The organism is Pinirhizobacter soli (assembly GCF_015905305.1).
GTDB lineage: Bacteria > Pseudomonadota > Gammaproteobacteria > Xanthomonadales > Rhodanobacteraceae > Pinirhizobacter > Pinirhizobacter soli.
Window position 1 is genome coordinate 2,039,085 of sequence record NZ_JADZLQ010000001.1, and the last position, 19,557, is coordinate 2,058,641.

The window sequence follows — 19,557 nt, forward strand, 5'->3', positions numbered from 1 at the left end:
TCCCTAGGCTGGTCGTTCCACCCGGGAGCTCACGTGTCCGCCGACAACCTGCAGGGCTGGGCCCGGTTGTTGTCCGACAAGGGTCCCGCGCTCGCCAACTATTTCCTGCGCCGCGTAGCGCACCGCTGGGATGCCCAGGACCTGGTCCAGGAGGTCTACCTGCGCCTGCTGGGCTCGGGGGATGGTGATGTGGCCGCGATCCGCAATCCCGAGGCGTACCTATTCACCGTGGCGGGAAATCTGGTGAAGGAGCATGCGCAGATGCGACGGCGCGCGCCGGTGAGCACCGAGGGCCTTCCCGAAGTGCTCGAGCGGCTGGCCACGCCCTGCCAGGCGGGTAACGACCTGGACCAGGAACTGCGGCGGCAACGCCTGGCCGATCTCATGGGGCGGTTGTCGCCCAAGTGCCGTGCGGTGATGGTGATGCATTACCGCGACGAGATGCCTTACAAGGACATCGGCGAGGCGCTTTCCATCTCGCCGAACATGGTGAAGAAATACATCGTCAAGGGACTGGCCCTGTGCCGGCAAGGGATGGCGCGTTATGACTGATGCCAACAGCAGGGCTTCACGGCGCCTGACCGAAGAAGCGGCCACCTGGTACCTGGAATTGCGCGGCGGCGGCGACCGCCGGACCAATGCGCGATTCCTGGCCTGGCTGCAACGCTCGCCGCAGCATGTGGCCGAATACCTGGCCATCGCGGGGCTGCATAACGATCTTCCCGCTGCTGCCGCCGCCGAGAAGGCAGCGCACGCGCAACTGAAGGCTCTGGCCGCCAGCGAGCCGTCGGTGGTTCCCTTCCGCATCAAACCGATGCCGGTACAGCCGGTGCCGTCCATGCCGCGAGCACGAGCAAGCCTTGCCTCGCGTCCACGCACTCTTCGCTGGCTGGCGGTCGCGGCGGGCGTGCTCCTGGTGTTTGGCGGAGGCATTCGCATGGCCATGCAACCGATGCCGGTTGTGCCGGGCCTCGCGTATGCGTCGGACGCCTCGGCGCCCCGCACGGTGCCGCTCGAGGACGGCAGCGTGGTGGAACTGGACCGCGACAGTGCGATGGTGGTGCGCTTCGACACCGGGACACGCTCGATCGAACTGGTCCGCGGCGCGGCATTGTTCAACCTGGGCAAGGATCCCGGCCGCCCGATGACGATCCACGTCGGCACCCAGGTGCTTAACGATATAGGCACCGTGTTCACGGTACGTGCGGGTAGCGACGCCACGGATGTCGCCGTGATCAGCGGCCGCGTCGCCGTGGCCGAACGCACCCCGCGCTGGATTGACCGCGTGGCCCCAAGGCTGGCCAGTGGCGAGGTGCCCGTGTCGCCGGTGGTTGAACTGGGCGGCGGTGAATCGGCGCGCGTGGCAAGCGACGGCCGACTGCTTGACCACGGCAGCACGGACATCGCCCACGCCACGGCATGGCTTCCCACGGAGATCCGTTTCCACGACATGCCAGTGGCGCAAGTTGCGCAGCGCTTCAATGCCTACGTTGGGCGGCCGCTGGTGGTCGACGACAAGGCGTTGGCCGCCAAGCGCATCAGCGGTGTCTTCAAGGCCCACGACGCGGACGCCTTCGTGGCCTACCTTGCCACCCTTCCGGATGTGCGCGTGGAGCGCACGACGACGGATGTGCACGTAACGGTAGTCGGCGACAAGCGCAAAACAGCAACGAAGCTGTAAGAAAAAATTCATCGAATTGGCGGTACCCACTTGCACGCCCGGCCACTCTTAACTGGGGACCTAAGCGGATAACACCGCGCCGATTTCCTCCCTCCGGGTATTTGTCTCCATGCGTAAGCCGCTCGCTCTTTGCATCGCCCTGGCCTTTGCCAGCCTTGCTACCACTCCCCTTGTGGCCGCTCCGGCCGCGCAAGCCATTCCGTCCATGCCGCTGGCGCAGGCGCTGGACCGCTTTGCTCAAGATGCAGGCCTGCAGGTGGTCTACGGCACCGAGATCGCCGACGGCGTTCGCAGCAATGCCACCACGGCAGGCCTCAAACCCACCCAGCAACTCGACGCCATGCTTCGCGGCACGGGCATGACCTATCGTTTCGTCACTCCCACCACGGTGACCATCATCCCGGGAAACGTCGGGGCCGGCTCGGCGCCGGCAAGCACGAACATCCCGGCGATCGACAGCCGTGACCAGGCGCGTGACCTCGCACCGGTAAGCGTTCACGCCAATGCGGTGGATACGCTTGCCCCCAGCGCAGCGCCGCTGGAAGCCAGCCAGCCGACTTCGGTGATCGACGAGCGATTCATCCGCGACGGCCTGCGCTTCAACGCCAACTTCGACGACATCATCAAGTACGCCCCCAGCGTGACGGTGACTTCGCCCGAGGGCCCGGGCCTGGGCAAGAACGAAGGCATCAGCATCCGCGGCTTCCAGGACGGCCAGTTCAACATCACCTTCGATGGCATTCCCTTCGGCGACGCCAGCGACCTGCACCACACGACGTCGGCGTACTTCAACAACCATGTGCTGGGGCAAGCCGAGATCGACCGTGGCCCGGGCGGCGGCACCACCATCGGCAATGCCACCTTTGGCGGCACGGTGGCCCTGCGTTCGCGCGAACCGTCGGACGAACCCGGGATCACCGCCTACCTCACCGTGGGTAGCTGGGACACCCACGCCGGTGGCGTGACGGCCGATGAAACGGTGGGCAATACGAAGATCTTCGCCGACCTTTCGAAGGAATCCAGCGAGACGTTCCTGAAGGGAACCGACGACAAGCGCGACCACGCCTTCATCAAGACCATCAGCACGCTGGGCGATGTCACCACGCTCACTTTCTTGAGCAGCTACAACCGCGAACACCAGAACACCGTGCAGGGCGCCACCAAGGCGGAGATCGACCAGTATGGCTGGCGCTTTGGCCTGGGCGATGATCCCACCGTGCAGAATTACAAGGGCGCCAACAACGCGGCGTATTACTCCAGCTTCACCTATCTTGGCGTCGCCACGCAGTTCGCCGGTTGGGATCTGGACGACAAGGTGTACTACAACAGCTTCGACCACTGGGCTCGCAAGGCGGCCGATGCCTCCGACATCGATCCGGCTGACAACGGTGTGACGTTCTACAACGCTGCCGGCAAGAAGGTGTCCACGTCGAAGACTGACCTTCCGGGCAAGCTTGCCGACTCCGGTTTCCGCGCCTTCGGCAACGTGCTGCGACTGGGCCACGACCTCGGCCCAGGTACCTTCCTTACCGGCATCTGGCTCGAACGCAACCTGGATGCGCGCTACCAGTACCCGCTGGATCTCACCACCGGCGCCAAGACTGGTACCAAGTACGGGCCCGTCGACAACTACCTGCTCGACGACCGCACCGACACCGTGCAGCCCTATGTGCAGTACGACTGGAAGGTGAGCGACGCGATCACGGTGAGCCCTGGTGTGCGCTATTCGGAAGTGACGCGCTCGCTCGACGCGCCGCTGAACAAGGTGTCGCCGCCGGTGCCACTCAACGCCGAGGCCACCTATCACGCCACGCTCCCGTCGATCAGCGTGCACGACAAGCTCAGTGATTCGTGGACGGCGTATGCGCAGGCGGCCAAGGGTTTCCTCGCTCCGCCGATCGACGTGATCCAGGTGAACGGATCGCACAGCCTTGATCCTGAACTGACCAAGAACTACCAGATCGGCACGGCTTACGCCTCGCGCGAATTCACCTTTGGCGCGGACGTGTACTACGTCAATTTCTCAAACTTCATTACCCAGACGGAAGTTAATACCGGCAACGGCAACGAGGAGACGTTCGTCAACGGTGGGGGCGCGATCTACAAGGGTGCCGAAGTGGAAGGCACCTGGGCCCTTACGCATGCGCTTAGCCTTTACGGCAACGCCAGCTACAACAAGGCCACGTACAAGAACAGCAGCGTACAGGTGGCCGGCACGCCGAAGGTCACTGCCGCGCTGGGTCTTCTCTATAGCGGCAGCAACGGTTACTTCGGGTCGCTGATGGGCAAGTTCCTGGGCCACCAGTACGGTCTGGACAACACTACGGACGACGACGGCAACCTGGTGTTCAAGAACGACCAGCGTATCGCCGGCTACCTGACGGTCGATGCCGCAGCGGGCTACCGCACCGAAACCGGCCCCTGGGGCACCAAGGGTTTCTCTGTCAGCGTGGACGTGAACAACCTCTTCAATGTGAAGAAATTCACCGGTTACGCCGGGACCCAGGCCGTCAGTGGCGATCCGCTGTACTTCGGCCTGCCCGGGCGCGGTATCTTCCTTGATGTGTCGGTGAAGCTGTGAGGTTGGCCATGCGAAAGGGTTGGATTCGTCCGGCTGGATGGACGTTGCTTGTGATCGCTGCTGTCGGCGGTGCGGATACCGTGGCTGCGCCGGCATCCCGCGGCGAGACGCCCGTGGCGGAGATCGTGCTGCTTCGCCATGGTGTGCGTTCGCCCACGAGCGCACCGGATGCACATGCAAGCTACGCCAGCCAGCCGTGGCCGTCGTGGCCGGTGGCGCCAGGCATCCTGACCCCGCACGGGCATGCCGGCATGCAAGCGCTGGGCGCCTTCTACCGTCAGCGGTTGATCGCCAGCGGCAACCTCGGCAAGGCCTGCCCCACCGCCGATCAGCTGCAGGTGATCGCCGACACCACGCCGCGCAACAAGGAGAGCGCCCAGGCCGTCATCGATGGCCTGGTTCCCGGCTGTCATGTTTCTTTCCTGGCCATGCCCGGCGACGACAACAATCCCCTGTTCCACTACGTCAAGGGCGACAAGGACGACGACGCGGCCAGTCCTTCGCCTACAGAAATCTCGCCTGCCCTCGCGGAGCTCCAGGCCATCTTGCTCGGCTGTAACGACAAGGCCTGCCTGAAAGCGGCGTCGGCGTCGGGCAAGACGCTTCTGGTCGAAGACGATAAGCCCACTCCCAAGGCCGGCAAGCTGTCGGGTACCTTCAGCGAAAACCTGATGCTGGCCTACGCCGAGGGCAAGCCGGCCAACGAGGTGGCTTGGGGACGCGCCGATGCGGCGCTGCTGGGAAAGGTGATCGTACTGCACAACGACGCTTTCGCCCGCGACAAGAAGAGCATGCCCGCCGCTACTCAGGCAGGGTCGAACCTGGCAGCGCACATCCTGGCTACGTTGCAGACCGCTGCTGGCGAATCCACGACGACGGCCGCGTTCTCGTCTCAGGGCCGTGGCACCTTTGTGTTGATCGGTCACGACACGAACCTGGCGAATATCGCCGGGGTCTTCGGACTGGATTGGCACGACACGAACCGTCCGGACGACTATCCGCCCGGCGGTGGCCTGGTGTTCGACCTCTTCAAGCGCGGCAACCAGTACGTAGTGAAGGTAAGCGCGCTGATGCCGTCGATGGATGACCTTCGGGGCAACCGGTTCGACGATATGAGGCCGGCCAAGCTGCGTATAAGCGGATGCGGCGGGCACGATGCATGTCCGTTGGCGGTTTTCGCCGCTGCAGTCGGGAAATCGATCGACACCTCTCGCGTCATGCCTGCCCTACCTGCGATGACGCCCCAGTCACAGGGTGCACCGTGACGCTTTAACGAGGAAGCTTATCCGCCAGCACGTCCGCCTTACGTATCTGCGGCGTGCTGGCGAGAAGTTCGGCAGCATTCGCCATCAAGGCCGCCGCGACCTTGCCATTGAGATGCGCATCGCGCCCTTCATCGCCATCGAAGGCGTCGAAGATGGCAAAGGTGCTCTTGTCGAAACGAACGGCAAACCAGGCCACCGTGCGGGCCTCGGCTTCGACCAACGACTGCGCGCTCTTGAGGAATGCCGCGACGTCTTCTTCGCGCCCGCTTTTGGCATGCAGTTCAACGAAGAGGGTCTTGCTTGTCATACGAGTACTCCGGGTAGTAGTGGCTCGGTCGAACCGGGCGGGATTACAAGGTTGCCCGAGGCTGTGCTACGACGGCGTCAACGCAAAATGATGCGGTTCGGTCCAAGCAACCTGAGTAATGCCGGTGACGGGACGCCAGCGGACGGCCTACACTCTCGGGCGGCCGGAGGGGCGCCGCCCCACTGGAATACTATGCCGAGGCCCCACCCATGGCATCGATCGACCACATCATCGTCAAGGTCAACGACCTGGCCGCCAGCGTCAGGTTCTATACGGGCATCATGGGCTTCGTTGACGAAGGACGCGACGGACCGTTCGCCATAATGCGCGTGAACCCAGGGTTCCAGTTGCAGCTGGCCGAGTGGGGCACGGAAGGCGCCGACCACTATGCCTTTGCCGTATCCAGGGATGAGTTCGACGCCATTTTCGAGCGAGTCAAAGCCGCAGGCCTCGATTTCGGACCGGCCTTCCACAACGTCGGTACGAACACGGGTCCTGGGGAAGAATCCGGAGCGCGAGGCCGGGCACCGACGCTCTATTTCTTCGACCCCAATAAGCATCTCGTCGAAATAAGGACGTATGAATGAATGCCAGCATCGTTGCGCTAGAGCGCGTGGCCCGCTTGCTTTTGATGGCTTGCCTGGCGAACTTTGCGTTACCGGCGCATGCAGCTGCAGGCACTCCACCGATTTGCGCGACGAATGTTCCCCAGCACGCGGTCGCGCCAAAGTTTCCCACCACTCTCCACAACGAGTTCGAGGGCAGCTACAACGTGCGATTCATCGTCGGTGTTGACGGACGCACTCGCGACGTCCACGTCCACGCGAACAACCTCAGGCCAATCGGCCGCACCCGCGGGCACCCCGTGGGATATGACGAAGCCGTACTTGCCGCAGTCAGGCAGTGGCGATACGCCAGGCAACCGAGGTCTTACCACGTTTCGACGTCCGTGCAGATCAGCTACCGGGATACCTAGGCGGGGAAGTGGCGAGCAGGAGCCCGCCGTATCCCAGCACTTCTTCCAGGCGCGGGAAGGCAAACCCCACTTCGAACCGATACTTGCCGTCCTTGATGGTCTTGTACGCCGTGCTTCGCGGCATCAGCCAGAGTGGTATCGGGATGCCGCCGATGCGCATGCCGCAAACGCGCCAATGCCAGCCGCCCTCCAGTACGTCCACTCGCAGGGCCATGCGAACAGGACCCGTGGTCTCGGTCCAATGACCGTCGGGCCATGTTCCGTAAGGGCTGAAGCTCGACTTCAGCCAGTGCGTACCATCGAAGCATCGGTTCCAGTGCAGCGTCCCGGCGTCGTGGTGGATGTCCACGCGCAGCCGGTGCGTGCCGGCGTTTTCCGGCAGCCCGAGCTGCCGCGCCAGTCGTTGGCCGATCAAGCCTGCCAGGCCCTTGCCCAGGCGCAAAGTGACTTCGCCTTCGAGCGTGCCGCCGTGGCGGTGCAATTCCTGTAGCTGGGGATGAAGCGCGCCGAACGCGTCGCCGAACCAGGCGATGATGGGATTGCCTTCGTCCTTGGATGGCATGGGCAACTAGGCCTTCCTTGCGTGGGCGCCGAGGTTGTCGATGTACCGGATGCCCATCACCTTCAGCACCAGATTGCGGAAGGCTTTGCCCAGGGGATAGAACGCGCGGGCTCGCCGGGTGCCGCCGAAAAACCAGTAGTTGAGCCGGTTGAACAGGCCCGAGCGAGTGCTCAGCAGGGTCATGACGCGCATGGCTTCGGGTCCGTAATACATCACGCCGTCCACCTTCACCACCATGCCCTGGTCGATGTCCAGGCCCGCGGCGGTGATCTCATCCATCAACGCCCCAGGTTTCCTGGCGTCGACCAGGTGCAATCGCCCGGCGGCCTCGCGGATGCGCGCGTGGGTGCACCAGGTCGTGCACACCGGGCACTCCCCGTCGTAGACAAGCCAGACATCCCCGCCGCCACTTGGTGCGCCCATGGCTATTGCCTCGTCCGGGGATTGAAAGACCCCGCTCGATGCGATAGCCTACACACTAGTTAACTAAATAGCTAATTAGTTATGAAGATCGATACCGTCTTCGACGCCCTGGGGTCCACCCCTCGCCGGAAGATCCTTGCCTACCTCTCGGAGACCTCCCTTACCGCAGGGGAGATCGCCGAGCGCTTCGACATGAGCAAGCCCGCCCTTTCCAAGCACCTGAAGGTGCTGGAGAACGCCGGCATGGTGAAGAGCGAGAAGAAGGGTCAATTCGTCCATTACAGCCTGGCCGACCAGAACATGCTGGCTACGCTGCACAGTTTCCTTACTACCTTCTGCCCCGTTGGCGGCCCGCTCAAGCGCGAGGGCGCGGCCATCGCGAGGGCGCGGCGCAAGGCCACCTGACCCGAGGGGAATCACCATGCAGGCGATCGACAACGGGATTTACGATCGTGTTTCAGACACCTGGTGGGACCAGGATGGCTTCATGGCCCTGTTGCGGACGTCGGTGAATCCTCCCCGCATGGCCTATTTCCGAAAGGTGCTGCTGGAGACGCTTAGAAGGGATCCCCACGGCCTGCGAGTGTTGGACGTCGGCTGCGGTGGGGGCCTGCTGTCGGAGCCTTTCGCCGCGATGGGCTGCGAGGTTACTGGCATCGATCAATCCCTGCCCACGCTCGACGCTGCCTCGCGCCATGCCCAGGCGTCCAGGTTGTCCATCGACTATCGGCTAGGCGACGCCGGCGCGCTGCCCTTTGCAGACCGCAGCTTCGACGTGGTCTGTTGCTGCGACGTACTGGAGCACGTGGACGATCCCGCCGCCGTGATCGGCGAGATCGCACGGGTACTCAAGCCCGGTGGCGTGTTCTTCTTCGACACGATCAACCGCACGCTCGCCAGCAAGTTGGTGGCGATCAAGCTGGCGCAGGACTGTCGCCTCACCCGCATCGTTCCGAAAGACGTGCACGTCTGGGAGAAATTCATCCGGCCCGCGGAACTGGCACGCATGCTGCGTGAACATGGCTTGTCGGATCACGCGTTCGCGGGGCTGTCACCCAAAGGGAATCCCCTCACCACGCTGCTGGCATTAGCGCGCAACAAACTGGGGCGGATGTCGTTTGCTGAACTTGGTGCACGAATCACTCTTGGAGAAAGCAGGAACCTGGCAATCTCCTATATGGGATTTGCTCAGTTAACCTGAAATGGAACGAAAGGGCAGCTTCAGCCAGCTCCTGAGAACAGGAACGCCGCCTATAGCAAACCAAATGAATACCCCCAGGAATCCAAAAGCAACTCTTCGCAGCTGCGCCCAAAGACCTGGCCATTGCTCGAAGTGACCGTCTAATTTGTAAGAAAAGCCGTATCGAACCTTTTCAAACGTGAGTCCAACTTTTAACGGGTAAGACGTAAATTGACCTCCAAAGGGCACAAAGTCATCATTGCCGCTCTTTGTTCGATCAATTGTGTAATGCATTACGCATCTATTGTTTAGGGGCTGCTCGCAGACGAGATGGGAGCTCCTGACCGTGAACTGATCTATTAGTAAATAGAACTTGATGACCCGCACGCCAGCGACGCCGATCAGCAGCATCGACCCAGCAATTATTATCGTTGTCAGAGCAAATCTGACAGGAGAGAAAGCCAAGTTCCTCACCATGGCTCTCTTATCATCAAAGCGCACATACCTTGTCTCCCTACATAAAGGTGCCGCACACGTAAGGGTACGCACAAGTCTGCCACGCGATCGCGGGATTTCGGAATCGGCTGGCAATAACCCACTGCAGAATGCAGATAACGAATGCGGGCAGATGAACGCCACGGGTTTCGACTCCCGACGGATGCAGCCTGGATGGACGAGGCCATCGGCGCTGCCGGGGACGACTCCCGCCGCGTCCCAGTGCGTTCATCCACCCCACCATGGCTCGGAGGGGAATCGCCACCGGTTCCTAGGACCGGGTGGCGGGCGAGCCAGGGTGAGAACCGGTAAACGAACGGTCGGGCATGGCCCGCCTGGCTGCCCGCCAAAGAAGCGGGAAACCTCGCCCGCCGCAGGCACTCCTGCGGCGGGCGATCGTTTACATCGGGTTCTCACACCCGGTTGCCGGGTCAGCGACAACGAATAAATGATCCACGATCGCACGACGCGCGTAAATGCGAATGGTCTCAAAGTTGGGCGCGCGTGCACATCGAACGATGCTCAGGCTCTGACATTCGTGCAGAGGTCACCTGTTGTAGGAATCAGAGTATTCACTCTGACCCCTAATCGCCTTAAGCACGCAGCACCGCAGTCAAACGGGCCGCAGCTGCTCGTCCACCGATCGCGTCGCTTCGACCACCACGTCACCCGTATGCAACGTCGACTTCCGCTCGATCAGCATGATCTCGCACTCATCATCCGCCACTGGGTTATGCCGCACGCCCTTGGGGACGATGAACATCTCGCCCTGGCCAAGTTCCACCGTGCGGTCTTCCATCTCGATACGAAGATGTCCACTAAGCACGAGGAAGAGTTCGTCCTCGTGCTCGTGGCTGTGCCAGGCAAGCGTGCCCTTGACCTTGGCGACCTTGATGTAGGCATCGTCCACTTCGCCGACCACGCGAGGTGACCAGTGTTCGGTCAGGGCGGCGGCGATTCTGGCGGGGGAGACGACGTCATTCATGGCTTGGGCTGGTCGGGTCGGTTGTCGTGTAGGGGTCAGAGTATTGACTCTGACCCCTAGTGACCGCCAGTGCCGGTCGGAGTGCGGATACCTACTCCGACCGCGTGGACATCATCAATTTTTCAGCGGCGTCGTCGTTACCGGCGCCACCACGCTCTTGCCCACCGGCGACGTGTCATTGCGAATCGGCGCCAGCGACTCGAACTTCTTCTGATACTCGTCCGTGATGTCCCGCGCATCCTCGGCGCTCTGGATCACGCGCGGGGTGATCAAGACAATCAACTCCGTGCGGTTGCGGTTGCGGCTGGTGCTGCCGAACAGGCGGCCAAGGATGGGGATGCGGTTCAGGCCCGGGATGCCGGTGTCGGTGCTGGCTTCGTCCTGCTTGATCAAACCACCCAGCAGTACCGTCTGGCCGCTTTGCACGGCCACCTGGGTGGCAACCTCGCGGGTGCTGATGGGCGTGTTGCCGCTGGCATTGCCGCTAAGTTGCAGCGTGGGGTTGGGCGAACTCACCTGCTGGTCGATCTGCATGTACACCAGGCCGCCGGGATTTACGCGCGGACGCACCTGCAAAGTGACGCCGGTGGAGATGTAAGTATTGCTACTGACTGTGTTGGCCGCAGAAGTGCTGGTATCCACCGAGGTAGTGGTTACCGGGATCTGGTCGCCCACGTTGATCGCGGCATCCTGGTTGTTCAACACCACCAGCGAGGGCGCGGAAAGGACCTTGGCGTTGCCGCTCTGCTCCACCGCGTGGATGGCGGCGGAGAGATTGTTGTTGGCGAAGGAGTAGTAGAACGCATCGCCCAGGCTTGAACCGGATGGCTTGTTGAAACTGAAGCCTCCTCCCCCCAGGGCCCACTGTTGCTTGTTGCCGGGCTGGGTAACGTTGCCGTCGGTGCTGCCTGTCAGGCCTTCGAGGTACCACTGCACGCCGAAGGAGAACTGGCCGGTGAGTGTCACTTCCAGGATGCGCGTTTCGATCTGCACCTGCAGCGGCACGGCGTCCAGGCGCCGGATCACGCCTTCGATCTCATGCCACTGCGATGGCCGGGCACGCACCAGGATCTGGTTGTTGTTATCCACCGCCGAAATGCGCACGCCATCGTCAGTAGTGAGTGAGGCGTTGGATTGGCCTGAATTGTTGGCGTTATTGCTGTTGTTGTTCTGGCCCAGACGGCCACCACCACCACCGCCGAAACCTCCACCGCCGCCGCCAAAGCCACCGCCACCAAAGCCTCCACCCGCGCCGCCGGTGCCACCCAGGCCGCCCGCGCCACCGCCGTAGCCGGAGGTGCTGCCGTAGCTGGAAGAATTACCAAAACCGCCGGCATTGCTGCCAAAGGCGCCGCCACCACCGGTGCCGAGCGAACCGCCGGACAGGCCCTGGCCGACACGGCCGTTGTTGCCGTTGCTGCTGCCACTGCTGCCGTTGCCGCTACCGCCGCCGTAGATGTTGCCCAGGTACTGGGCAAGGTCCGAGGCCTGCACGTTGCGTACGTCATAGACATACAGCTGCGGCTCGTTGCCGCTGCCCTTGTCGATGCGGTCCAGCCAGTCTTTTACTTCGTCCAGGTAGCGCGGCTGCTGGCTGATCACCACCAGCGAGTTGGTGCGCTCGATCGGGATGAAACGCAAGAGGCCCGCCAGCGGCGTGTCGCCCTTGGGACCGAACATGCCGTTGAGCTGCGGGATCAGTTCGCGAACATCCGCGCGCTCGAGGTTGAACACACCGATGGAGGTGTTCTTCAGCCAGTCGACGTCGAAGATGTTGACCGTGCGCTGGTAATTGGACAGTTCATCGCCGGTGCCCGACAGGATGATGACATTGCGGTTCGGATCGGCCAGCAGGATGGCGTCGTTGCGGGTGAACGGCTTGATCAGCTTGACCATCTCGGTGGCGCTGATGAAGCGCAGCGGATACAGCCGCGCCTGCAAGCCACCGCGAGGTGCACCGGCGCCGAGGCTGGGCACGATGTTGCCGGCAACGGCTTCCTTGACCGGCATGACCACGTAACGGCCGTTCTGGTTGACCAGGGCGTTGCCCGTCCACGACAGCAGCATCTCAAGGATGGGCAGGGCGTCGTTGCTGGACACCGGCTGCGAGGTGGAGAACGAGATGTTGCCTTGCACGCCCGGCACGATGCTGTAGTTGGCGTGCAGGAGGTCGCCCAGGATGGCCTTGACCACGGCCTCCACCGGCTGGTTTTCGAAATTGAAGGTCACCGCCCCGTCGCCGGCAGCCTGCTTGCGGGGCGTGGCCAGGTTCTGCGGATGCACGTACTCGCCGCTACCGCGGGTGAGCTCGGGCTTTTCCACCACGGGTGGCGGGGCGGCGTCCTGATGAAGGGCCAGTGGCGCGGGTGGCGGGGCACCTGCCCCGGCTACAGCCTCGCGCTGAAGGGAGTCGTCGCGCGGTTGCGGCAAGGCGCAGCTCGCCAGCAGGATGGCGAGAGTGGCGGCCGTGATCGGTCGGATGGCAAACATGCGTCAACGTACTCCTTCAGGGACCTGCTGTTGCTGCGTGGCTTGTTGTTCTGCACGCCGACGTTGCACCGCCGCCCTCAGGGCGTCGATGCGGGCGCGGCGTTGTGCGGCTTCGCTGCCGGGGTCGTCATTCGGCGGGGGTGGCTGCGGCGGATTCTCGATGACACGGTTGTCAGGGCCAGCCTGCACGTTCGCTGGCGGTTGTCCCGCAATCGGCGGCTGCTGGCCGTCGGCGGCGGCATTCTCCGGTGCCTTGGCCAGGGCGTCGGGCCGCGCGGTAACCAAGGTCAGTTCCTTGCGCTCCCCGCCGTTGTCGAAGGTGGCGCTGCGCGGACCGAGCGTGGCCAATGTCCATCGGCCATCGGGCAACGCCGCACCTTCCTTCACACGCACCTGCTTGTCGCCCGACGTACTGCGGAAAAGGGCCATCTTCAGGGTCGGGGTAAGGATGATGCCGGTAAGCTGCAGATCACCCAGGCTGATCGAATCGGTGCTGGCGGCCACCGCACCCGGCTTGCGGTCGGCGGCGAACAACGGCCGTTGCCAGACCTCGGCGAAACTCGCCAGCGGCATCGTCTGGGGCATCACCGCCGCGCGCGCGGCATGGGCGGCTTCCTCCGGTGCAACCGGCACGTCGTTCCAGGTGACATGACGGCCGACGCCTGCCAGGAACACCAGCAGGGCCGCACCGGTGACGGCGCACGCACCCACCAGCCACGGAGCCAGGCGTTGATGGCCAACGGCGTTCATCGCTGGCCTCCGTTGGCATTGGCGGTGGTGGCGGTGCCGGAGGCACGCCGGATATAGCCTGACAGCGTGAACTGGGTTTCCAGCGGCGCGGCATTGGTCGCCTTGGCAGCCACGGGGTTTCGATAGGCGCTGAAGTCGTCCACGAACAGGTACGGCACGCCGTCTTCAAGGTCGTGCAGCACGGCGGCCAACGGCTGCACGCCGCAACGCAGGCTGATGTTCACCGTAACCCGGGTGTAAGGCTCGCCGGCCTTGCCGGCGGTCGGCACCGGCATCTTCTGCACCACGTCGCAGGGGCCGGCGTCCTTGTGCGATTCGGCCACCGTCACCACGCGCTGCATCAGGTTGGCGGCGGCGGTGTTGGCGTCGTCGTCAGGGAGGAACGCGTCGCTCTGTACCTGGTTCTGCGACAACTGGGCGATGCGCTTTTCCAGTGCGGGGCGTTCGGCAATGGCCGCGGCGAAGCGGCTGTGCGTGTCGCGCACATCGGCCATGTCGTCGGCGATGCGCAGCTGCGGCGCCACGAACCACCAGTGCACCAGCACGAAATAGGCGATGGCCAGCACCACCACGAACAGCAGCACGGCGAGCAGGCGGGACGGGGCGGGATCAAGGCGCACGCTTGCCTCCGGTACGGGCAGGCACGGGGTTCGGTTGCGCGGGAGCTGCGGCATCCGCCGGCGGTCTTACCTTGGCCACCATGTAGAAGCGCTCCTTGCCCGAAGATGGATCGGTGGCGATGGTGCCCTGGAAGCTCGGTTCGCCGATCAGCTTGGCACCCTTGAGTGCATCGACCAGCTTGGCCGCCTGCGGGCTTTGCCCTTGAAAGCCCAAGTCGCCGGTGTTGCTGATGGTCAGGCGCTCAAGCCATGTGTCGTCGGGCAGGCGGCGGGTGAGTTCATCGAGCACGGACAGCACCGATACCGTGCTGGCCTTGCGTTGGGCCAGGAAACCCGCGGCACCGGCACTCTCGCTCAGGCGCTGGCGCAAGGCCGATACCTTCTGCGCGTCGGCACGCATGCCCTCCACTTCCGATTCCATGGCATCGAGTGCGGACTGCCGGTTGTGCACCCAAGTGACCATCGCGGCGATGACCAGCACCAACGCACCGGCGGCCAGGGCCAGGTTCATGCGGCGCCGGCGGTCCACGCGCTGCGCGCGCCGCTCGGGCGAAAGCAGGTTGAAGCCGGCGCGGCGATCGTCCTGCAACGTGTCCACTGCATCGATGGCGATGCCGGCGGTCGCCAGGCCATCAAGCAGTGGATCAACCGCGCCGCGTGGCGTGGCTGCCATTTCCACCATCACCTTGCCCGCGGGCGCGGCAACGTCGCGAAGCTCGCGCACGCCGAAGTGAACTTGTTCCGGACGGAACGGTGTTTGCCGGTCGATTTCGTAACCAGCCACCTGGCGCAGGTTCGAACGCGCAGCGGCAGGCAGTGACAGCTGACGCCGCAACACCTGGCCCGACGGCAGCACCAGGGCGACGCGAAGATCGCCTGGCGCCACCGACGCCGTGGCGCGGCGGAACGCGGCCAGCTGGGCGTGGCCGTCGAGTTCGCCATCGATGAAGTGGATCTCGCCCCCGCCGGCGGCGCGCACCGACCATCCCTTGGGCTCGGCAGCGAGCAGGTACCAGTTGGGGCCGGCCGCGACGGCCGAGCGCAGGCGCGCGGGAAGCAAGCCCGACAGTTCACCCGACCACCAAGTGAAGAACGCGGGCATGGGCGAGTCGCGCCAGGCCTGGCGCACCTGGCGCATGGGTTCGTGCAGTGCTTCCTGCCACGCCGTCATTCGGAATCTCCTTCCTGCCATCGCAACACTGCATAGGGCTGGCTCCCCGCCTGCGCCCCACGCAATCGAACCACGGCGCGCAGCACCGCACGGGTGCCGTCCGCCAGCGTCGCCTCGGACCGGATACTATGCGTTACTCCATTGGCGCCCGCCACCGAAGCATTCGGGTCTTGTCGCGAGGCCAGCAGGGCATTGGCCTGGTCCGGGGTCATGCCGGGAATCGCGGCCAGCGCCAGCGCCGGCGCATGCACCGGGTTGGGCCTTTCACGTCCGGACCAGATCGTCACCACGGGCGCCACCACTTCATAAAGGTCGTTATCCATACCAAGGACCTGTTGCAGTTCCTCGATGGTGGCGAAGGGTCCGTTACGCGGCCCGTAAGGTAAGCCCGCGGCTTTGTAGGCCGGCGCCTTGGCACCGTTCGGTAGTCCCGCTATGCCGAACGAGCGCCAATCCTGCACGGCGGCGGCTAGGGAGATCGCACGTTGTTGCGGTGCACCGGCCGCCTGGAACAGCGCCTGCAGCACGGCGCCGCCGGCACTGTTGAGGTCGACCTTGCCGTCCTCGTCGACCACGGTGACGATCACCTTGGCGTCATCGAAGGTGATTGGATAGGGTCGGCCATCGGGGATCGGACGCTGCTGCGGATCCTGCGACATCAAACCGTTGATGGTCTGCACCAGCCCGGCCTCGGCCGCGTAGTGGGCCTGCGCCTGGGCGAACTGATAGCGCGCCTGCAAGCCTTCGGTACGCGACATCACGGCGAAGCCGCCCAACAGGATCGCAAGCAAGGTGCACGCCCACAGCACGATCAGCATGGCCACGCCGCGCTGGCGGGTATGCGCGATCATCGCAATGCCCCCGGGGCGCGCGGCAGGTTGCCAAGCGGATTGCGCCCGTTCACGGAGGTCGGGTCGATGCGCAACGGGGCGATGATCTCGGGCGAGCCCACCCCGCCGGCCAGCTTCATGCGCAGGGCAATCATCGCAGGAAGGCGGCGGCCATCGGGCCAGCGGTCCACCCATGGGCCGGGATTGCCCTGGTCGTCATAACCCCGGTAGGCGAACGAGCCGCTGTTCACCCCAGTCAGGAGGATTTCCGGATCACCCGGCGCTGGCGGTGCCGAGCCGTCGGGAGGAAGCAGGGTGAAGGTCACCTGCAGCCTGTTACTGTTGTTGTCGCGCACCAGCTGCAAGGTCATGATCTGGGCGCCAGCCTTGCCGAGATAACCCGGCAACGGGGCGACGAAACGCGCGGTATCGGGTTGCCCGTCGAAGACAATGCCATCGCCATCGTCGGTGACGGCGAACGGCAACGCCAATATCTGGGCCACTTCGCGCTGGACGAATTGCTGGGTGGAGCGGACTTCATCCATGCGCCCGATGCGTTCTTCGCCACCGTGAACGATGTGCGTGGCCGTGCGGATGCCCGAATACACCCCCAGCAGGATCAGACTCAGCAGCACGATGGCCGCGAGCACTTCAATCAGGGTGAAGCCGCGCTCGTGTTTCATGGCATGCCCGAGATCGCGTTGCCGACGCCCGTGGCCCCTGGCGGAGGCGCCAGGCGCAAGGTGGAAAAGCGGGCCGACTGGTTACCCCAGGTGATGTCCAGGTCCAGGCGGAACAGCCGGGGTGCGGACAGATTCTGGTTGGCTGCCTGAAGCTGCAGCGGCGAGGTCTGCTGGCCAGCCGGTTGCCACGGCGACACGGCGAGCCGCCAGCCGTAGTTGTCGTCGAACTTGCCTTGGGTGATACCAGGCTGCAAGGGGTCCACGACGTAGGCGCCGTCGAGCAACGCCCGCGCGTGCAACGCCGCGATGCTGCGGTCGCCGGCCTTGGCTGTCAGGCGCAACGAGGAACCGGCCACCTGCATCAGCGCGCCAAAGGCCACGGCGAGCACGGCGATGGCGGCGATCACCTCCAGCAGGGTGAATCCGCGCTGGGTACGCCGTAGGTCCCGTGTCATTCGCGGTCCACGCTGATGGCGCCGGTAAGCCATGCCACGTTCACCCGCCACTCGCGCGTGCCGCGGCTGAGCGTGATGCGCCCACCGGTGGAACTGCCGTCCGGGAAGAAACGGATGGCAGCTTGCGTGTTCGATTGATCGGCCTTGGCGCTGTTCACTGCCAGCTTCATCCCTTCAGGCAAGTGCTGCACATCGCGGCCGGGCGACTGGTAGGTCGGTCCGGAAACATCCACCAGGAATTTCTGTTCCTTGCCCTGCACGATCGCCTGCATGCGGGTGTAGCGCAGGGCGCTGGCAAGCTCCCCAGACGCGGCATTCACCCGCGCCGAGGCCAGGCCCTGGCTTACCGGGATGGATACCGCAGCCGCCGCCAGGCCCAGCAGCAGGATGACCGCGAGCATTTCGAAAAGCGTGAAGCCGCGCGGCCGCATGGGGGTTCTTTACTGCCAGTTGCCGTAATCGGCGCTATAGCCATCGCCGCCGGGCTTGCCGTCCTGGCCGTAGAACACGATGTCGTAGCTGCCATGCTCACCCGGCGCCTGGTAACCGAACGGGTGACCCCACGGGTCCTTCAGGTCTGACGGCTTGGCGTAAGGCCCCTGCCAGTTGGTGGCGTTGGCGGGCTTGACCACCAGGTCGTCGAGGCTGGGCGGCGGCGAGCCGTTGTCCAGGGCGTAGTTTTCGACCTTCTGGCCCAGGGTGATTACCTGCGCCTTGCCGGCGCCGTACTTGCCCTTGTCCAGGTTTTTCACCACCTGGTTGACCACGATCGCGCCGACGATGCCGATCAGCACGATCACGGCGAGCATTTCAAGGAGGGTGAAGCCACGCTGCGCGTGGGCGGGGAGTGAGCGACGCTGGATCATGCTTGAACCTCGTGATGCAATCATTGGATGTTGCTCGTCAGGCTGAGCAACGGAAGCAGGATGGCGGACATGATGATCGCCACGAGCACCGTCATGACGATGGTAAGCGCCGGTACCAGGGCGGCGAGCAGGCGGTCGATGGCGCGCTTGGCCTCGACGTCGAAAGTGTCGGCGACCTTCAGCAGGAGGGTATCGAGCGCGCCGGCCTCTTCGCCCACCTGGATCATCTGCAATGCCAGGCGGGGAAACCGCTGCGTGGCGGCCAGTGCAGTGCCTAGCCCAGCGCCACCCTTGACCTGCTCGGCGGCCTTGCCGAGGGCCTCGTCCAGCGCGCGGTTGCCGGTAACCTGGCGGGCGATGGTGAGCGACGACAACAGCGGCACACCATTCTTCAGCAAGGTGCCCAGCGTGCGTGCAATGCGCGCGGTTTCCACCTTCAAGAGCAGCGGCCCGGATACTTTCAATTCCAGCAACTTGCCGTGGAAGGCAAGGCGGGTGGCCGGATCGCGCAGGCGCATGCGCAGGAAGAACACGCCCACGACAATCACCACCACCACGACCAACCACCAGTTGCTGATGAACTCACCCAGCGCCAGCACGGCGCTGGTGATCCACGGCACCGGTACCTGCATGTCCTGGAAGATCGGCACGAACTGCGGCACCACATAGGCAAGGAGCAGGATCAGCGAACCGAACACGCCCACCATCAGGAAGGCGGGGTAGATCAGCGCGTTGATGATGCTGCCGCGCAGGGCCTGGGCGCGCTCGAGGTAGTCGGCGAGGCGACGCAAGGTTTCTTCCAGCGAACCGCCGGCTTCGCCTGCACGCACCAGCGAGATATACAGCCGCGGGAACACGCCATGTTCTTCATCCAGCGCATAGGACAACGTGTTGCCGCCACGCACGCGATCGCGCACGCGTTCGACCAGTTTCTTCGCCCGCTCGCTGTCGGGAAGGTCAAGCAGGATGCCCAGCGCGCGATCGAGCGGCTGGCCGGCACCAAGCAAGGTGGCCAACTGATGAGTGAACAGCGCCAACTGGTCGCCGCTGAAGGGCCCGCGGCGGAACATCCCGCCGATGCCACCGCCACCGGCGGCGTTGGCCTCGCGGGCGTCCAGGGGCGTGTGTCCCTGGTCCTGCAGGCGGGCGATGACGTCATCGACGCTGGCCGCTTCCATATGGCCCTGGAGCACTTCGCCAGAGGCAGCGACGGCGCGATAGCTGAACTGCGACATGA

At 64.2% G+C, this 19,557-nt stretch carries 21 protein-coding genes; 7 read left to right on the forward strand and 14 right to left on the reverse strand.

What is annotated here, in order from left to right; all coding sequences use genetic code 11:
- Nucleotides 1-33: 33 nt before the first annotated feature.
- From NDK18_RS09040 to NDK18_RS09055, 4 genes are all read left to right on the forward strand, one after another.
- Entirely contained in the window at nucleotides 34-552 is a 519-nt protein-coding gene (locus NDK18_RS09040) for an RNA polymerase sigma factor (protein WP_250624617.1), read from the forward strand.
- Nucleotides 545-1,681, forward strand: a complete 1,137-nt coding sequence (locus NDK18_RS09045) for a FecR family protein (RefSeq protein WP_250624616.1) — start codon at nucleotides 545-547, stop codon at nucleotides 1,679-1,681. Before NDK18_RS09040 ends, NDK18_RS09045 begins: the two co-directional genes overlap by 8 nt.
- A gap of 109 nt (nucleotides 1,682-1,790) precedes the next feature.
- Complete coding sequence (locus tag NDK18_RS09050) at nucleotides 1,791-4,262, forward strand: TonB-dependent receptor (RefSeq protein WP_250627569.1); 2,472 nt, start codon at nucleotides 1,791-1,793, stop codon at nucleotides 4,260-4,262.
- Nucleotides 4,263-4,312: 50 nt separating this feature from the next.
- A complete protein-coding gene (locus NDK18_RS09055) occupies nucleotides 4,313-5,527 on the forward strand; it encodes a histidine-type phosphatase (protein ID WP_250627570.1) in 1,215 nt (404 codons plus the stop codon).
- A 4-nt stretch (nucleotides 5,528-5,531) separates the two neighbouring features.
- On the opposite strand, the gene NDK18_RS09060 is transcribed toward NDK18_RS09055, so the two are convergent.
- Nucleotides 5,532-5,834, reverse strand: coding sequence for a putative quinol monooxygenase (locus tag NDK18_RS09060; RefSeq protein WP_250627571.1), 303 nt, complete (start codon nucleotides 5,832-5,834; stop codon nucleotides 5,532-5,534).
- A gap of 209 nt (nucleotides 5,835-6,043) precedes the next feature.
- Between NDK18_RS09060 and NDK18_RS09065 the strand changes: the two genes are divergently transcribed.
- Complete coding sequence (locus tag NDK18_RS09065; protein ID WP_250627572.1) at nucleotides 6,044-6,421, forward strand: VOC family protein; 378 nt, start codon at nucleotides 6,044-6,046, stop codon at nucleotides 6,419-6,421.
- 369 nt (nucleotides 6,422-6,790) lie between these two features.
- Here the strand turns inward: NDK18_RS09065 and NDK18_RS09070 are convergent, their stop codons facing one another.
- Both NDK18_RS09070 and NDK18_RS09075 read right to left on the reverse strand, forming a co-directional pair.
- Entirely contained in the window at nucleotides 6,791-7,372 is a 582-nt protein-coding gene (locus NDK18_RS09070) for a DUF4166 domain-containing protein (protein ID WP_250627573.1), read from the reverse strand.
- 6 nt (nucleotides 7,373-7,378) lie between these two features.
- Nucleotides 7,379-7,795 carry a DCC1-like thiol-disulfide oxidoreductase family protein gene (locus NDK18_RS09075; RefSeq protein WP_250624610.1) on the reverse strand — a complete coding sequence of 139 codons (417 nt, stop codon included), beginning with the start codon at nucleotides 7,793-7,795 and terminating at the stop codon, nucleotides 7,379-7,381.
- Nucleotides 7,796-7,876: 81 nt separating this feature from the next.
- Here NDK18_RS09075 and NDK18_RS09080 point away from each other — a divergent pair, with 81 nt between their 5' ends.
- Nucleotides 7,877-8,200 (forward strand): metalloregulator ArsR/SmtB family transcription factor, encoded by a 324-nt coding sequence (locus tag NDK18_RS09080; protein WP_250624609.1) that lies wholly within the window; start codon nucleotides 7,877-7,879, stop codon nucleotides 8,198-8,200.
- A gap of 16 nt (nucleotides 8,201-8,216) precedes the next feature.
- Nucleotides 8,217-8,996: a bifunctional 2-polyprenyl-6-hydroxyphenol methylase/3-demethylubiquinol 3-O-methyltransferase UbiG gene (ubiG, locus tag NDK18_RS09085; protein WP_250624608.1), complete on the forward strand. Its 780-nt coding sequence runs from the start codon at nucleotides 8,217-8,219 to the stop codon at nucleotides 8,994-8,996.
- 1,087 nt (nucleotides 8,997-10,083) lie between these two features.
- On the opposite strand, the gene NDK18_RS09090 is transcribed toward ubiG, so the two are convergent.
- The 11 genes from NDK18_RS09090 to gspF form a co-directional block, all read right to left on the reverse strand.
- Nucleotides 10,084-10,455: a cupin domain-containing protein gene (locus NDK18_RS09090; RefSeq protein WP_250624607.1), complete on the reverse strand. Its 372-nt coding sequence runs from the start codon at nucleotides 10,453-10,455 to the stop codon at nucleotides 10,084-10,086.
- 114 nt (nucleotides 10,456-10,569) lie between these two features.
- Nucleotides 10,570-12,945, reverse strand: a complete 2,376-nt coding sequence (gene gspD, locus NDK18_RS09095) for a type II secretion system secretin GspD (RefSeq protein WP_250627574.1) — start codon at nucleotides 12,943-12,945, stop codon at nucleotides 10,570-10,572.
- A gap of 3 nt (nucleotides 12,946-12,948) precedes the next feature.
- Nucleotides 12,949-13,695, reverse strand: a complete 747-nt coding sequence (locus NDK18_RS09100) for a general secretion pathway protein GspN (protein ID WP_250624605.1) — start codon at nucleotides 13,693-13,695, stop codon at nucleotides 12,949-12,951.
- The gene (gene gspM, locus NDK18_RS09105; RefSeq protein WP_250624604.1) at nucleotides 13,692-14,315 is read right to left on the reverse strand and encodes a type II secretion system protein GspM; all 624 of its coding nucleotides are present in this window, start codon (nucleotides 14,313-14,315) and stop codon (nucleotides 13,692-13,694) included. Before gspM ends, NDK18_RS09100 begins: the two co-directional genes overlap by 4 nt.
- A complete protein-coding gene (locus NDK18_RS09110) occupies nucleotides 14,305-15,486 on the reverse strand; it encodes a PilN domain-containing protein (protein ID WP_250624603.1) in 1,182 nt (393 codons plus the stop codon). The genes gspM and NDK18_RS09110 overlap by 11 nt, the downstream gene beginning before the upstream one ends.
- Entirely contained in the window at nucleotides 15,483-16,337 is an 855-nt protein-coding gene (locus NDK18_RS09115; RefSeq protein WP_250624600.1) for a type II secretion system minor pseudopilin, read from the reverse strand. Before NDK18_RS09115 ends, NDK18_RS09110 begins: the two co-directional genes overlap by 4 nt.
- A complete protein-coding gene (locus NDK18_RS09120; RefSeq protein ID WP_250624599.1) occupies nucleotides 16,334-16,999 on the reverse strand; it encodes a prepilin-type N-terminal cleavage/methylation domain-containing protein in 666 nt (221 codons plus the stop codon). The genes NDK18_RS09115 and NDK18_RS09120 overlap by 4 nt, the downstream gene beginning before the upstream one ends.
- The gene (locus NDK18_RS09125) at nucleotides 16,996-17,454 is read right to left on the reverse strand and encodes a prepilin-type N-terminal cleavage/methylation domain-containing protein (protein WP_250624598.1); all 459 of its coding nucleotides are present in this window, start codon (nucleotides 17,452-17,454) and stop codon (nucleotides 16,996-16,998) included. Before NDK18_RS09125 ends, NDK18_RS09120 begins: the two co-directional genes overlap by 4 nt.
- A complete protein-coding gene (locus NDK18_RS09130; protein ID WP_250624597.1) occupies nucleotides 17,451-17,885 on the reverse strand; it encodes a GspH/FimT family pseudopilin in 435 nt (144 codons plus the stop codon). Before NDK18_RS09130 ends, NDK18_RS09125 begins: the two co-directional genes overlap by 4 nt.
- A gap of 9 nt (nucleotides 17,886-17,894) precedes the next feature.
- Nucleotides 17,895-18,320: a type II secretion system major pseudopilin GspG gene (gene gspG, locus NDK18_RS09135; RefSeq protein ID WP_250624596.1), complete on the reverse strand. Its 426-nt coding sequence runs from the start codon at nucleotides 18,318-18,320 to the stop codon at nucleotides 17,895-17,897.
- A gap of 20 nt (nucleotides 18,321-18,340) precedes the next feature.
- Complete coding sequence (gene gspF, locus NDK18_RS09140) at nucleotides 18,341-19,555, reverse strand: type II secretion system inner membrane protein GspF (RefSeq protein WP_250624595.1); 1,215 nt, start codon at nucleotides 19,553-19,555, stop codon at nucleotides 18,341-18,343.
- Between the last annotated feature and the right edge of the window lie 2 nt (nucleotides 19,556-19,557).

Bases quoted from the DNA above. Each gene is read 5' to 3' on its own strand.
- NDK18_RS09045 (WP_250624616.1), top strand. From the start codon at position 545: ATGACTGATGCCAACAGCAGGGCTTCACGGCGCCTGACCGAAGAAGCG.
- NDK18_RS09050 (WP_250627569.1), top strand. From the start codon at position 1,791: ATGCGTAAGCCGCTCGCTCTTTGCATCGCCCTGGCCTTTGCCAGCCTT.
- NDK18_RS09060 (WP_250627571.1), bottom strand. From the start codon at position 5,834: ATGACAAGCAAGACCCTCTTCGTTGAACTGCATGCCAAAAGCGGGCGC.
- NDK18_RS09065 (WP_250627572.1), top strand. From the start codon at position 6,044: ATGGCATCGATCGACCACATCATCGTCAAGGTCAACGACCTGGCCGCC.
- NDK18_RS09070 (WP_250627573.1), bottom strand. From the start codon at position 7,372: ATGCCATCCAAGGACGAAGGCAATCCCATCATCGCCTGGTTCGGCGAC.
- NDK18_RS09075 (WP_250624610.1), bottom strand. From the start codon at position 7,795: ATGGGCGCACCAAGTGGCGGCGGGGATGTCTGGCTTGTCTACGACGGG.
- NDK18_RS09080 (WP_250624609.1), top strand. From the start codon at position 7,877: ATGAAGATCGATACCGTCTTCGACGCCCTGGGGTCCACCCCTCGCCGG.
- ubiG (WP_250624608.1), top strand. From the start codon at position 8,217: ATGCAGGCGATCGACAACGGGATTTACGATCGTGTTTCAGACACCTGG.
- NDK18_RS09090 (WP_250624607.1), bottom strand. From the start codon at position 10,455: ATGAATGACGTCGTCTCCCCCGCCAGAATCGCCGCCGCCCTGACCGAA.
- gspD (WP_250627574.1), bottom strand. From the start codon at position 12,945: ATGTTTGCCATCCGACCGATCACGGCCGCCACTCTCGCCATCCTGCTG.
- NDK18_RS09100 (WP_250624605.1), bottom strand. From the start codon at position 13,695: ATGAACGCCGTTGGCCATCAACGCCTGGCTCCGTGGCTGGTGGGTGCG.
- NDK18_RS09110 (WP_250624603.1), bottom strand. From the start codon at position 15,486: ATGACGGCGTGGCAGGAAGCACTGCACGAACCCATGCGCCAGGTGCGC.
- NDK18_RS09115 (WP_250624600.1), bottom strand. From the start codon at position 16,337: ATGATCGCGCATACCCGCCAGCGCGGCGTGGCCATGCTGATCGTGCTG.
- NDK18_RS09120 (WP_250624599.1), bottom strand. From the start codon at position 16,999: ATGAAACACGAGCGCGGCTTCACCCTGATTGAAGTGCTCGCGGCCATC.
- NDK18_RS09125 (WP_250624598.1), bottom strand. From the start codon at position 17,454: ATGACACGGGACCTACGGCGTACCCAGCGCGGATTCACCCTGCTGGAG.
- NDK18_RS09130 (WP_250624597.1), bottom strand. From the start codon at position 17,885: ATGCGGCCGCGCGGCTTCACGCTTTTCGAAATGCTCGCGGTCATCCTG.
- gspG (WP_250624596.1), bottom strand. From the start codon at position 18,320: ATGATCCAGCGTCGCTCACTCCCCGCCCACGCGCAGCGTGGCTTCACC.
- gspF (WP_250624595.1), bottom strand. From the start codon at position 19,555: ATGTCGCAGTTCAGCTATCGCGCCGTCGCTGCCTCTGGCGAAGTGCTC.